12 protein-coding genes are annotated in these 14,169 nt (G+C 65.5%); 7 read left to right on the top strand and 5 right to left on the bottom strand.

Annotation, left to right across the window (positions count from 1 at the left end; genetic code table 11):
• The first annotated feature begins 184 nt into the window (after positions 1–184).
• Both ACFWPH_RS24825 and ACFWPH_RS24820 read left to right on the top strand, forming a co-directional pair.
• Positions 185–1,720: an ATP-dependent DNA ligase gene (locus ACFWPH_RS24825; protein WP_378754510.1), complete on the top strand. Its 1,536-nt coding sequence runs from the start codon at positions 185–187 to the stop codon at positions 1,718–1,720.
• 165 nt (positions 1,721–1,885) lie between these two features.
• Entirely contained in the window at positions 1,886–2,704 is an 819-nt protein-coding gene (locus tag ACFWPH_RS24820; RefSeq protein ID WP_378754509.1) for a FadR/GntR family transcriptional regulator, read from the top strand.
• A gap of 42 nt (positions 2,705–2,746) precedes the next feature.
• Here ACFWPH_RS24820 and ACFWPH_RS24815 read toward each other — a convergent pair whose 3' ends face one another.
• Positions 2,747–3,997 carry an amidohydrolase family protein gene (locus tag ACFWPH_RS24815; RefSeq protein WP_378754508.1) on the bottom strand — a complete coding sequence of 417 codons (1,251 nt, stop codon included), beginning with the start codon at positions 3,995–3,997 and terminating at the stop codon, positions 2,747–2,749.
• 80 nt (positions 3,998–4,077) lie between these two features.
• On the bottom strand, positions 4,078–4,863 hold the full coding sequence (locus tag ACFWPH_RS24810) for a class II aldolase/adducin family protein (protein ID WP_378754794.1): 786 nt from the start codon (positions 4,861–4,863) through the stop codon (positions 4,078–4,080).
• Between the two features lie 467 nt (positions 4,864–5,330).
• On the opposite strand from ACFWPH_RS24810, the gene ACFWPH_RS24805 reads away from it, so the two are divergent.
• The 5 genes from ACFWPH_RS24805 (at position 5,331) to ACFWPH_RS24785 (ending at position 10,533) form a co-directional block, all read left to right on the top strand.
• Positions 5,331–6,716, top strand: a complete 1,386-nt coding sequence (locus ACFWPH_RS24805) for an MFS transporter (protein ID WP_378754507.1) — start codon at positions 5,331–5,333, stop codon at positions 6,714–6,716.
• A 57-nt stretch (positions 6,717–6,773) separates the two neighbouring features.
• Complete coding sequence (locus ACFWPH_RS24800) at positions 6,774–7,376, top strand: HD domain-containing protein (RefSeq protein WP_378754506.1); 603 nt, start codon at positions 6,774–6,776, stop codon at positions 7,374–7,376.
• A 78-nt stretch (positions 7,377–7,454) separates the two neighbouring features.
• Positions 7,455–9,107, top strand: coding sequence for a class I adenylate-forming enzyme family protein (locus tag ACFWPH_RS24795; RefSeq protein WP_378754505.1), 1,653 nt, complete (start codon positions 7,455–7,457; stop codon positions 9,105–9,107).
• Positions 9,104–9,595 carry a hypothetical protein gene (locus ACFWPH_RS24790; protein ID WP_378754504.1) on the top strand — a complete coding sequence of 164 codons (492 nt, stop codon included), beginning with the start codon at positions 9,104–9,106 and terminating at the stop codon, positions 9,593–9,595. The genes ACFWPH_RS24795 and ACFWPH_RS24790 overlap by 4 nt, the downstream gene beginning before the upstream one ends.
• A 134-nt stretch (positions 9,596–9,729) precedes the next feature.
• A complete protein-coding gene (locus ACFWPH_RS24785) occupies positions 9,730–10,533 on the top strand; it encodes a TetR/AcrR family transcriptional regulator (RefSeq protein WP_378754503.1) in 804 nt (267 codons plus the stop codon).
• 108 nt (positions 10,534–10,641) lie between these two features.
• On the opposite strand, the gene ACFWPH_RS24780 is transcribed toward ACFWPH_RS24785, so the two are convergent.
• The 3 genes from ACFWPH_RS24780 to ACFWPH_RS24770 are packed head-to-tail and all read right to left on the bottom strand — an operon-like array spanning position 10,642 to position 13,984.
• A complete protein-coding gene (locus tag ACFWPH_RS24780) occupies positions 10,642–12,126 on the bottom strand; it encodes an MFS transporter (protein ID WP_378754502.1) in 1,485 nt (494 codons plus the stop codon).
• The gene (locus ACFWPH_RS24775) at positions 12,123–13,004 is read right to left on the bottom strand and encodes a VOC family protein (protein ID WP_378754501.1); all 882 of its coding nucleotides are present in this window, start codon (positions 13,002–13,004) and stop codon (positions 12,123–12,125) included. Before ACFWPH_RS24775 ends, ACFWPH_RS24780 begins: the two co-directional genes overlap by 4 nt.
• A gap of 14 nt (positions 13,005–13,018) precedes the next feature.
• Entirely contained in the window at positions 13,019–13,984 is a 966-nt protein-coding gene (locus ACFWPH_RS24770; RefSeq protein WP_378754500.1) for an acyl-CoA dehydrogenase, read from the bottom strand.
• Between the last annotated feature and the right edge of the window lie 185 nt (positions 13,985–14,169).

Below are 14,169 nucleotides of genomic sequence, written 5' to 3'. Positions count from 1 at the left end.
CAGGCGGCCCCGTCCGGTCATGTGGTGGCCGCACATTGTGGCGGACGGCGGGCCACCACACATATGCCGCTCCGGGGACGAGCCGGCCCGGGCCGACTGCCCGGAGGATGTGTGCCGCCGACACGATCGGCCCTTTACTGCTCCGTCGATTGCCCGTAGCCGGTGTCCATGCCAGGCTGTTGACGTGCTGTTAGCCGAGGTCGCCGCCGCGTCCGCCGAGATCGCATCCGCTTCGGCGCGGCTGGCCAAGACCCGACGTCTGGCCACATTGCTGAACTGCATCGCGGCAGACGGTGACGGGCGACTGGTCGCGGTGACCGCGTCCTGGCTCTCGGGTGAACTACCGCAACGCCAGATCGGTGTGGGCTGGGCGGCATTGCGCACGCTGCCGCCGCCCGCTACCACTCCGACCCTCACTGTCGCCGATGTCGACGCACGGTTCTCGCGGATCGGCGCGGTCGCCGGGCGGGGTTCCCGGACCGCACGCGCCGATCTGGTGCGCGATCTGTTCGAGTCGGCAACCGGCACCGAGCAGGTGTTCCTGCGCCGGTTGCTCAGTGGTGAGCTGCGCCAGGGCGCGCTGGCGGGCGTGATGGCCGATGCGGTCGCCGAAGCCGCCGGGATTCCCGCGGCCGAGGTCCGGCGCGCGGCGATGCTGGCCGGCGCCCTGCCCACCGTGGCAGCCGAGGCGCTCACCGGGGGACGGCCGGCGCTGGCGGAGTTCCGGCTGAGCGCGGGACGGCCGGTCGGGCCGATGCTCGCGCAGACCGCGTCCGGGGTCGACGACGCACTTCAGCGGCTCGGTGGGACCGCGATATTCGAGGCGAAACTGGACGGCGCGCGCGTACAGATCCACCGCGCCGGATCGGCGGTCTCGGTGTATACGCGCAGCCTCGACGATGTCACCTCCCGGTTCCCCGAAGTCGTTGCGGCCACCCTTTCCCTCCCCGCCACCGATCTGATCGCCGATGCCGAGGCCATCGCGTTGCGACCCGATGGGCGGCCGCAACGGTTCCAGGTCACCGCAGCCCGGTTCGGCCGCAAACATCCGGGCGATCTCGAACCCCTCTCCGTGTTCTTCTTCGATCTGCTCCACCTCGACGGCACCGATCTCCTGGATCTGCCCACCCGGGACCGCCTCACCGCACTCGACGCGCTCGTCCCTGCCGCCCAGCGCGTGGACCGCCTGGTGACCGCCGATTCCGCTGCGGCACAGGTTTTCCTGGATCGCACGCTCGCTGCCGGGCACGAAGGTGTGATGGCGAAGTCGCCGTCGGCACCCTACGAGGCCGGCCGCCGCGGCGCCGGCTGGCTCAAGGTCAAACCCGTACACACCTTGGACCTCGTCGTGCTCGCCGTCGAATGGGGTTCCGGCCGCCGCACCGGCACCCTGTCGAATATTCATCTGGGCGCCCGCGATCCGGGCAGCGGCGGTTTCGTGATGCTGGGCAAGACCTTCAAGGGGATGACCGACGCCATGCTGGCATGGCAGACCGAACGCTTCACCGAACTCGCCGACGGCCCGACCGACGGATATGTGGTGCGGTTGCGACCCGAACAGGTCGTCGAAATCGCCTTCGACGGGGTCCAAACTTCCACCCGCTACCCCGGCGGCATGGCGCTGCGGTTCGCCCGCGTGGTGCGCTACCGCGACGACAAATCCCCTGCCGAGGCCGATACGGTCGACACTGTCCGCGCACTCTACGAACGGGGCGGTTGAGCGGATCGCGATACCTGCGCAGCGATATCGGCGATATCGGGCGCCGGTGGCGGGAGCGGACAGCCGGAGCCGTGCGGCAGGTACAGACCCGCGCCGGATTCGAACTTCACTAAGTTTGGTAATTTAATGCGAATTGGCGTTCCAGATCGGAAGGATGTGACGGCGGTGCCCGCACCGGGACACGACCGCAAGTCCCCGGTCCCCGACCCCGGCAATCTGCGCTGGCGGCGGTTGGCCGAGATGGTGGCGGACCAGATCCGGGAACGGATCCTTCGGGGCGACCTCGCCGAGGGCGATGTCCTGCCGAAGGAAGCCGAAATGCGCGACCAGTACCCGGTCAACGTCCAGTCGCTGCGGGAGGCGATGCGGATCCTCGAAGCCGAGGGGCTACTGCGCGTCCGTCGCGGCAACCGTGGTGGAGCGGTGGTGCACCGCCCTACTCCCGGCAATGTGGCCTACAGTCTCTCGATGGTGCTGGCGATGTCCGACACCGATATCACCGATGTGGGTCGCGCGCTCCATGAAGTCGAACCGATGTGCGCGGCCCTGTGCGCCGAACGTGACGACCGCGCCGAGACAGTCGTGCCCGTGCTGCGTGCCCTGCACGAACAATCACTGCGCGAGCTCGACGATCTCGTGGCCGCTACCACGCTGTCGCGGCGGTTCCACGAATCCGTCGTACAGCTGTGCGGCAACCGCTCGTTGATAGTGCTGGCGGGCGCCCTCGAATCCCTGTGGTCGAGTCATGTCACGGATTGGGCCAGCGAACGAGCCGATCCCACGAGTATTCCACTCACCGAGCGGGCGCAGGCGCTGGCGGTACACGGACAGATCCTGCAGTGCATCGAAGATGGCGACGCAGCATCGGCGCGGGTGATCGCGGCTCGCCACCTGCGGGATGTGCAGACGTATCCGCACGACCCGCAGCGCGCCCGTGTTCCCCTCGATCCGGCGGTCGCCCGTGATCGCCTCTTCTTCGGCTGACCGGACCCGCGCACAGTGCTGGGCCCGGTACGGCCGCTCTTCTCAGAAGCTGTTCGGGTCGTCGATTACGCTCTGCGGCACCGGATGCCGGTAGAGCAACGATGCGTTCTCCCATGTGATCTTGCGCAGTTCCTCGGCCGAAAGACCCTTCATGGACTCGTTGACGACCTCCATGGTCCGCGGCCACAGACTGTCGCTGTGCGGGTAGTCCTCTTCGAGCAGGATGTGGTCGATACCGATCCGTTCGCGCAGCACCATCGTGCTGGGGTCCTCCACCGCACAGAACCAGAAGTTCCGTTTCAGCACATCCGCCGGCGAAATATCGATACCGTCCCACGTGCCGTACATCGAGGAGTACGTGGTCATATGGTCGAGCCGGTCGAGAAGCGCGGGAACCCAGCCGATTCCACCCTCCGACATCACGATCTTGATGTTCGGAAAGCGCACCGGGATCCTCGAGAACAGCCAGTCCACCGTGGCGAACATGGCGTAGCCGAAAAACAGCGTGCCGGATACATCCGGGGGTGCGTCCGCCGAGGTACTCGGCGATGTGCTCGACGAACCGATGTGCAGATTTATCACGGTATCGGTCTCCTCACAGGCACGCATGATCGGATCCCAGTGTCCCGAATGCACGGACGGCAGACCCAGGGCGTGCGGCCCCTCCGAGAAGGTCACGGCCTTGAACCCGCGCTCCGCGTTGCGGTAGATCTCCTGTGCGCCGATCTCCGGATCGAGGAAGTACGGGATCTGGCACGGGATGATGCGATCGGGGTAAGGCCCGGCCCACTCGTCGATATGCCAATCGTTGTATGCGCGCGTCGCGGCCAGGGCCAGTTCCTGATCGTCGGTGCTCAGCTGTAGGCGCTGACCCGCGAAACCCGGGAGGAACGACGGGAAGTTCAAGGACGCATACACACCCGAGAGGTTCATATCCTGCACACGATGGTGGATATCCCAGGAACCACGACGCATATCCTCGAAACGCTGCGGGTCGAACCCCCACTCATCGACCGGGCGACCGACCACGGCGTTGAACCCGACGTTCGGGATCTCCTTGCCGTCGTATACCCACAGGTCGGCGCCGTCCCGATTGATCACACGCGGTGCCCGGTCGGCGAACTTCGCGGGCAGGCGACCCTCGAATGTGTTCTTCGGCTCCACGATGTGGTCGTCGACCGAAATGAACGGGAAGGGCCGGTGCGCCTTCTCCGGCTCGGGAAGGAAAGTTACCTTCCCCTTGACGTTCTGGGTGAAGTCGGTGTTGTGCATCAATTCGTCGAGATCGGCCATCGTAGAAATCCTTGGAGTTCAGGGTTCGGAAGACCCGGCTGCGCCGGACACGCAGCCAGGACGAGGTGGGGTAGATGTGCTCAGTGGAGAACGCCGGGATCGGTCCGGAGCAGTTTGCGTACCGCACCGGCCCAGTAGACGCCGGCGGCGCGCTCGACGAGCGCTTTCTGCATCGCCACGCGAATGCTCTTCTCGATCGGCAACGGATCCTTGCCGAGCAACAGGATGTCGTAGGCGAGCCGGCAGAACCGGTCGATCGAGGCCGCGCGGTAGACAGCGAGTTCGATGGTGTCGGCGGTGGTGATGATGCCGTGACTGGCGAGGATCACGTTGTTGCACTCGCCGATGCGCACGGCGAGATCCCGGCCGAGTTCCGCATCGCCGACCTCGCCATCGTATTCGCTGACCAGGGACAGGTCGTCGTCGTACAGACTTCCGGTCTGGTGGGCGATCATCGGTAGTACACCGACGGCGGCCAGCAAGGTCACATAGTAGGGGTGGTTGTGGACGACCACGCGGGCATCCGGCCGCCGCCGGTGCAGCTCGGTATGGATGTGGTACGCGGGTGTCACATCCCATTTACCCTCGATCACCACACCGCCGGCATCGACGCGGCATACGTCGGAGGCCGAGACTTCCTCCCACCACAACCCCCACGGATTGATGAGAAGACTGCCGTCGTCACGATCCGCCCAGGTGATGTGACCGGCCATATTCTCGCTGAATCCGCCGTGCGCCAGGGTCCGGAACGCACAGGCGAGCGCCTGCTCGTTCGTGAGGTCGACCCCGATCGGTGGTGTGGCTCGCGGCTTCCACCCGCCCACAGGATCGCTCTCACCCCCAGCGACGGCCGGTTCGTCGTACATGGTCACGAGGCCTCCACACATTGAGATCGGGATCACAGAGCTACACGAGACTCGAACTCTAACTTACAAAAGATAGTGATGTAAGCCCTTTGCGACTTCCCGCGGTGGACGACACCCGGCAGCGACCACCACGCACCGGAAGTACTGCCGTACGGCCGAATAGCCAACCCCCGCAACCCCGGAGCGCCGGGCGAATACGCCGACCTGCGGCGATACGGGAGCCCGGAGCACGCCCGGGAAACCACTCAAACGATTGATTGACTTCGTCGGTAAGTCGGCCTACATTGTGATTCACGCCATATACGTGAGTGCCCCCTCTCCTCACCTCGCGTCGCACGGTGACCAACTCCCCGCCCCGGGCCGAAACCGTTGAACGCCAGCCCCATAGAGAATCAGCACCGGCAGCCGGTCCCGATGCGCGTCACCTGGCCATCCGCTCGACGCTGTCGCCCCAAGGAGAACGCGAAATGACCTCGTCACCACCCCCCAACGACACTCCGCAGAGCCCCGGAACAGCGTCCTCGGCCACCCCCGGCACAGTCCGCGCCAAGGCCCGGATGATTCTGGCCGTGAACATGGGCAACGCCTTGGAGTGGTTCGACTGGACCATCTTCGCGATCTTCGCGGTCTACTTCTCCAACCAATTCTTCCACTCGGCCGACCCCGTATCGAACCTTCTCTCAACGATGGCCGTTTTCGCCGTCGGGTTCGTCATGCGCCCGATCGGCGGCCTGCTCTTCGGCCTGGTCGCCGACCGCCGGGGGCGGAAATTCGTCATGGTCCTGACCATGACGCTCGTTGCGGCCTCGAGCGTTCTGATCGCGGTCGCCCCCACCTACGAACAGATCGGTGCGTTCGCCTCGCTGTGGCTGCTGCTCGTGCGATGTGTACAAGGCGTGGCGCACGGCGGTGAACAGGGCGGTTCATACACCTACATCGCCGAAGTAGCGCGCCCGGACAACCGCGCACTGTGGGGTAGCACGGTCATCATGTCCACCGTCGGCGGAACGGTGCTCGCCACACTTCTCGGCGCTGTCATGCGCACGTGGATCGACGCCTCCGCCATGGCCGACTGGGGTTGGCGCATACCGTTCCTCATCGGCGGTGTTCTCGGCTTCTTCGCGCTCTACCTGCGCCGGGGACTGCGCGAATCGGCGGCATTCACCGAGCACACGCCCGACACCACGACTTCTTCCCCACGGTTATCGGTACGCACGGCGATCCAGGACATCTGGGCCCAGCGTGGTTCGATCCTGCGAGTCGTCATGCTGGTCGGCGGCACCTCGGTCTTCTCCTACACCTGGTCGGTGAGCGCCCCGGCATACGCCATCAGCTTCCATAACGTGAACGATAAGCTCGCGATGTGGGCGGGGGTCGTCGCCAACCTCGTCTTCATCGCCGCCCTCCCGCTCGCGGCGCTGCTCGCCGACCGGTTCGGGCGCCGATGGAACAACATCGGATGGGGACTCGGGGTCGCGATCCTGGCCTTCCCATTGTCGGGCATGCTCGACTCCTCGGCTGCGACGCTGACCCTGGCAATCTCGCTCGCGCTCGTCGTCCAGGCCTTGGCCGCCAGTACCCAGGTGGCCTGGTTCGCCGAACTGTTCTCGACCAAATCGCGCGCAGCGGGCACCGGTATCGCCGTCTCTCTCGCGGCCGCGATCTTCGGCGGCACCGCGCCATATCTCAATTCATGGCTGACGTCCCGCGGTACACCCGACATCTTCACCTGGTACGTCATCGTGCTCGCGTCGGCTGTCGCAATCGCCGCCTTCTTCACCCGGGAGACCAAGGGCATCCCCCTCGCCGAAGAACCCGCAGTCACGCCCCGGAGCGCAGCGCACGCGACGTGATCCTCTCACCACGAATCGCCTCGACAGCCGAAATATCACAGAACACAAGGAGTTGGCATGCCCGAAGAAACACGCACCGTCGATTTCACCAGGATGGACGACGCGACAGCTCAGGAGATGGAGCTGATCAAGTCCGAGGCCACGCAACACCGGCGTGACCACTGGCTCGATACGGTCCTGCGGCTGCTGGAATCGATGAAGGGCCACACCTTCGGCTACCGCGTCGACCGCTACGAACACTCTTTGCAGTCCGCGACCCGCGCGCATCGAGAAGGCGCCCGGACCGATCTCGTGGTGGCCGCCCTTCTGCACGATATCGGTGACGATCTGTGCCCCGACAACCACAGCGAAGTCGCCGCCGCGATTCTGCGGCCGGTACTCGACGACGAAGCGGTATGGATCGTCAAGCACCACGGCGTTTTCCAGACCTACCACTACGGGGAGAAGCTGGGCATGCCGACCGACAGTCGTGAACGGTATCGGGACTCACCGTACTTCGATTCGTGTGCACATTTCTGCGCTGCCTGGGATCAGGAGTCGTTCGACCCGGACTACGACACCGAACCCCTCGAGTTCTTCATGCCGATGCTCGAGGAAGTCTTCGCACGCCCGGCGCGCTCCTGGGGCGACCAGGACCTGGCGTGGTCACGCGAGACGTAGGCGGGTCCGGAGTCCCCGCGCAGGGATTCCCCAGGTGCCACGGCGACACATCCCACCACGTACAGGAGGAGTAATCACATGAGCCTGATCGATGCCGCGACTGCACGACAGTACGTCGAATCCGGCTGGTGGGGTACCGAACCGCTGCACGAGATCGTCCGGGCACAGGCCGCCGCGACACCCGACCTGCCCGCGTTCATCCAACCGTCCGAGCGCACGTCGTGGCGCACATACGACCGTGTGGCGGATGATCTGGCCGCCGCCCTCGTCGCGTTGGGAATACCGCCCGGGGCCCGGGTCGCCGTCCGCCTACCGGATTCGTTCCTGGTCCACGCGGCCCTGGTCGCGGCCGCACGCGCCGGCGTCGTCGCGGTAGGTATCGGTGCGCGATCGGGACCACAGGAGATCGCGCACCTCGTCGGGAAGACCGGGGCACGCGCACTCGTCGGTGTCGATGCGCTCGGCGGCCGGTCGTCGGCGGAACTGGTACAGGAGTTGCGCAGCCGCGGCGCGGCGCTCGATTTCGATATCGTGCTGTCGGCTCGGGGCGTGGACCGGGTCGTGGATATCCGGGGCGCTGTCCCGGTCCCGGTAGAACCGGGACGAGCGAGCCGGGCAGAGGTCGCAGCACGCAGTATCGGGCCGAACGATCTGGCCATGCTCAACTCGACCTCCGGCACGACCGGCCTCCCGAAATGCGTGACACAGTTCGACAATCGATGGGTCGCGTTCAGCCGCCTGGCAATCGAAGCGGGAGAGCTGGGTGCCGACGAGGTGTTCTTCGGCGCTGTTCCGGCACCGTTCGGGTTCGGCTTGTGGACCTCGCACTATGCCCCGGCGATACTCGGCGCACCCACCGTTGTCCTGCCCAGGTTCGATGCGGAAACCATGATCCGGATGATCGACCGGGAAAAGGTGACAGTGCTGTGCTGCGTGAGCACCCAGTTCCGGATGTTGCTGAACTCGCCGGCGGCCGACCGGTTCGACTTGTCTTCGCTGCGGGTGATGTTCACCGGCGGTGAGGCCGTCCCACCGGACCGGGCGGCGGAGTTCGAGAAGCGCACCGGTGCCACCGTCCTCCAGTTCTTCGGGTCGAACGAGAGCGGGGCGTTCAGCGTGACCCGGGTATCGGACACCCCCGACCGCCGGCTGAACACCTCGGGGCGTCTCATCCCCGACATGAACGTGCGGTTGTTCGACGACTCGGGAACCGATGTCACCGCCGGTGGCGGTCCCGGCCGACCGGGTGGACGCGGCCCCCTGACCTGCGCCGGTTATTACGAGGACGAGGCCGCCGACACGCAGTTGTACACCACGGACGGTTGGCTGCTGATGGGTGACATCGTCACGATCGAAGACGGTTTCCTGACGCCCGTGGGCCGCACATCGGACATCATCATCCGCGGCGGCAAGAATATTTCCGCCCCCCAGGTCGAGCAGGAGGTGGAAACCCACCCTGCAGTCGATCTGGCCAGTGTGGTCGCGGTACCGGATCCGGTATTCGGCGAACGGGTCTGCGCGGTCGTCGACCTCCGGCCGGGCCATGAGCTCACTCTCGCCCAGCTCATCGGGCATCTCGCCGATCGTGGCGTATCCAAGGAACTCTTCCCCGAGCATCTGCTGGTCCTCGATCGTTTGCCTCGCTCGTCCGGAGGCAAAATCGCGAAAGGCGCGATACGTGAGCTCGCAATCGAATCCGTGACCGCTGCGTCGAATGCGCCTACGCCATGACCGGGGTAAAAACTGTCGACGTCTACACCTGCCGGGAGATCCTGCGCATCCGGGCCGGAGTCGAACAGCACACCGCGCCCGACGGGTTCGGCGAATACTACTGGACCGAACTGCTGAGGGACTGCGCGGAATCGGACGCGCTCGACGCAACCTGGGAACATTACCGCACACGAACGCGCCCCTTGATGCCCGCGGACATCCTGATCTGGGTCCGAGCCCGGCACAATGCCCGGCTCACGACGGTTGCGGGGATCACCGAGAGACTCCTGCGCGAACGAACCGGACTCGACTGGTCACCCGGCAAGATCGCCCGGTGGCAGCGCATATTCGAGACCGAAGTGGGGCGGGGCGCCGATATCGACGAGGCCTGCGATACCGCAGATCTCGATGCGGACGAGTACACCGGCAATCCCGATGCGGCCCCTTCTCATGCCCTTGGCCCGCATCGGCCCGAGGTCGCACGGGAAACACATTTGTGCCGATCCTGAGCCGGTCGGCGGCCGCCACCGGATCAGCGTCGGTCCGGTGGCATCCGAGGCCGACGCCGGACCGTTGCCGGCTCCGGTGAGCAGTATGTGCACAGATCAACGAGAGGGGAACAATGGCCGCCGGTCGGCGTCAGATGATCTTGGCAGAATCCGCCCGCTTGTTTGCCGAATGCGGTCTGTCTGCCACCACAATCCGTGAGATCGCCGAGGCGGTTCGCCTGAACTCAGGGACGCTTTACCACTATTTCAACTCGAAGGATGCGATCTTCTCCGAGATCCTGATACGTTTCCTGACGGACTTGGTCCAGCGTTACGACGCCGTCACGGCCGGGGCCGGAACAGCCCGCCACCGGTTGTCGCTGATGATCCGGGTCTCGCTCGAGGTCGCCGACCAGCACCCCTACGCCACCGAGATCTACCAGAACGAATACGAGAACCTCAGCGCTCTTCCCGACTACGCCGAGATCGCGAGGGCGGTCGAATCTTCGCATCGGGCATGGCTGGGCGTCACCGAAGAAGGCGTTCGCTGCGGTGAATTCAATTCGCGTATCGACCCATTCGAGTTCCAGCGAATGGTACGTGAATGCGTGTTCCAGTCGGTCAGGTGGCACCGAGACACTCTCAGTACGGATATCGATGCCATCACTGCCACCGTCACGTCGTTGTTCCTCGACGGGTTCGCACCGGCACGTACCGGACGATCCGGCCCGGCTCCCCTGCCGGTATCGGCGCACACCGCGCGCCCACGAATTCCCGCCCCGGAGCCGGCCGCCGAACCGCTCACCGATCCAGTCGATGAACTCCGTGGCGAGCTCGACGAGCTGCGTTCCGGCGTCGATGCCATTCGCGAGCTCGTGCAGTCGCTGTCCGGCGGGCCGGCCGCAGTCGACGGCGCGGCGACGGAGGAGGCCCGGCCCGCAGGGGCCACCGCGGATTGATCCGCGCCGCTGCCCCACAATGATCGGTCCGTGACGACAGGACTACCGGCACGGAGAAGTCCTGTCGCCGGGCAGCCGGGGCTCAGTAGGCGAGCAATACCGAGAGCACTATGCGGCGGCTGGTTCCTCCTTTCCGGCCGTGGTCGTTTCCGCACCCAGCCGGCCGGGAAGGAATGCTGCGCAGATACCTCCGACGAGGGCACACGCAGCAATCACGCCGAATGCCCACAGGAATCCTGCGCCCGCATATATCGGCGCGCCCGCTACCGACGCCCGGACATTGGCGTTGAGCAGGAAGAACACCACCGTCGTTCCGACGCCGGCCAGGAGAGTGCGGCTGACCTCGGCGATGCTCGAACTCACTACCTGCGAGTCGGCCGGCACGGCCGCGATGACGAGGTTGGGAATGGCGGCGCCTGCCAAACCCACACCGAGGTGCACCACGCCGGTGGCGATCAGCACGATCAGCTCGTCGCCGCGACCCACTCCCATTGCCAGGACACCGATCCCGATAATCGCCGCCGCGGCGACCATATGCAGCTTGGCGCCCGTTCGACGGGCGGTCAGCCCGACGATCAATCCGCCCACGACGATGCCGAGGCCGTTGATCACCCCGAAGATCGCGTACTCACTGGCCGTCATCCCGAATCCGTAGTCACCGCCGGCCTCGCGCGGGGTCATCGCCATCACCGCCAGGATCGAACTGGTGGTGGTCCCCACGCCGTATACGAGGCCCGAGGACAGCACGGTGAACAGCAGCGCCGGCCGACGGAGCTGTCGGACGTTGATCAGTGGCTCAGGGGTGCGACCGGCCTGCACGAGCCAGGCGGCGAACATGGCACACCCGAGCAGTAACAGCACCAGCGTTGCTGCGCTGGACCAGCCCCACTCCGGCGCCTTGCTCACCGCCAGCAGGACCGCCGCCACCGAGCCACCCAGCAGAACCGCACCCACCAGGTCGGGGCGGGAGTCACCGGAGCGTACCGGCGACTCCGGAATGACCGGCAACGCCGCGGCGGCCAGCACCGCGGTGAGCCCCGTCACGAACCAGAAAGCGCCCGTGACACCGTGATTGTCGATCAGCCAGCCCGCGAGGAATGGCTGCAGGACAACCACGATACCGGTGCCGGTGATGGTGACGCTGACCGCGAACGGAACGATTCTCGGCGGGAAAACGTCGCGCACCAGCGAATAGCACAGGAATGCGACCGAGAAGATCGCCCCCTGCAATGCACGTCCGATCAGGAACACGGGGAAGTTCGGCGCCACCGCCGACAACACCGCCCCGGCGACCGTCACCGCGAGCACGATCATGAGCAGTCGTTTCTTGCCGTACATATCGGCGAGCTTGCCCACCAGCGGCATCCCGATACTGGCGGTCAGGAAGGCGATCGTCATGGTCCACCCGGCCTGGGTGGTGGCGAACTCCGCGGTGATGGCCGGCAGGGCGGTACCCGCGAGAACGGACGAGACGGGAATGATCTCGGATATCAAGATCAGCACGACCAGTACGGTGACCAGTCTCGGTGTCCATCGGTGTGTTTCGCTCGCGGCGGCTGTCTCCGGTCTGCCGCCGTCGAGTGTGCCGGTCACCGCGGAAGCCCCTTCGTACCGTCGGGCGCCGGCGTGAATCGGTGTCCCCACACAGCACCCTCGGTGATCCGGTAGGTGGGCTCGGCGCCTTCGATACGTTCTCCACCCCAGCCGATTTCGGTGGCATGGCCTTCGGGAGAGTAGACGTAGAACGACAACATCCGGTCATTGGTGTGCTTGCCGAGCGACTGCATCATCGGGATCCCGAGATCGACGGCACGATCGAGCGCCTTGCCGACATCGTCGATATCCTCGGTCTCCACCATGAAATGCATCAACGCGGGCCCCTGCGCGGGGCTGAGCCCGAGCGTGTGCTGCCGTGGGTTGCACCCCAGGAAGTAGCTGACCCCGCCGGGCAGCACCAGCGAGTTGCGTTCGACGAATCCCAGGACTCCCACGTAGAATTCGTACGCTTCTTCGGTATCGAGCACGTTCACGATGACATGTCCCATGCCCTGGTCACCGGTGACGAAACCGGAGACGCCGTTGAGTTCCACCGGGCGGTGGCTGAGAACGGGGCCGTAGAAGAGCTCGATCCGGTTTCCGGAGGGATCGTCGAATCCCGCGAACCCCGTCACCTGGCGTAACTCGCACTCCGCCGGGGTGCCCATATGAACCTCGACACCCGCGGCCTCGACTCGCTCGACCAACTCTTGTAGATCTGCCCGGTTCAGGACCTCGAGACCGATGGCCTCCAGCCCCGGCGTGGAGGACTCCGAGATCACCAGGCGCGGCGGATAATCGTCCATCCGGTAGTGCAGGGCATCGGACAGCGGGCCGTCGACTCGCATCATGCCCAGGAAATCGCCGGCGAAAGTCCGCCACGACTCGGTGGACTCGACGCGCAGACGCAGGTACCCCAGAGAAAGGATGGGCATAAGAGCTCCTTGAATCAGTAGAGGCCGTTGAGCGCGCCGGACAGCAGATACTCGCCGTACTCGTGATCGACCTTGTCCGGCAGGTTGATCGCATGGTGCTGACCGGCGTGGACGTCACGCCAGACCGCCTGCAGTGCGCACGACGACGCGATGGAACGCGGCCCGCCGACCTGGTATGCCTTGTCGGCCGCCGAGACGACCAGTCGCACGGCAGCGATGTGATCACGCTTGCTGCGCTGCCGTATCGGCATCGCCACCTCGTCCCCGCGAACCGCCGCCGCGTAAGCATCACCCAGGTCGGCTTGCAGAATCCGGTAGGCGGTGTCGACCTCGAAATCTGCTTCGGTCAGCCGCGCCAGCGACGCCGGATGCGGTAGCTTGGCCGGGTCGACAGCCAGCCGGGATCGGTGGATGCCCGCCGCCTCGTCGACAACCCGCCTGGACATCCCGGCCAGCGGCACCACAACCGCGTTGATGAATACCGTGTACCAGGGCATACGGAACAGGGGCCCGGTGTTGACGGCGTTGCCGGGATAGCGGCCGCCGTACAGATCCGCGACATCGTGGACGCGGTGCTCGGGCACGAACGCTTTGTCGACGACGATATCGTTACTGCCGGTGCCCGCCAAGCCCGCAGTGAACCAGACATCGTCGATCGTGTAATCCGTTCGGGGAAGCAGCAGATGGACCTGCTGTCCGGTGCGGCGTCCGTCCTCGTCGGCCACCATCGCGCCCACGAAAACCCAACCGCAGTGGTCGCTACCGGAGGAGAAGCCCCACCGGCCGGTCAGCTCGTAACCGCCCGGCACAATCCTGGCGGTGCCCGCGGGGCTGTAGGACGAACTGATCCACATATCCGGATCCTCGCCCCACACGTCGTGTTGCGCCTGATCGGGAAAGAGCCCGAGATGCCACGAATGGACACCGACTACGCCGGTCACCCACCCTGCCGAGCTCGACAAGCGGGCGATCTCGTACATCGCAGCATTGAAGAGGCAGGGATCGGACTCGAACCCGCCGTAACGTTTCGGCTGGATGAGCCGCATGATGCCCGCGTCCCGGAGGATCTTTGAGGGGCCGGAAGAATTTCGGACAGCGGATTCTTGTCTTTCCTACGCTGCCTGATTCCGCTGAAACCACTCGGACTCTACTTCGTTCGGTGTCC

The sequence above is a fragment of the Nocardia sp. NPDC058499 genome (assembly GCF_042719915.1).
In the GTDB taxonomy this organism is placed as follows: domain Bacteria; phylum Actinomycetota; class Actinomycetes; order Mycobacteriales; family Mycobacteriaceae; genus Nocardia.
This window is presented reverse-complemented; position numbering and strand designations above follow the sequence as displayed.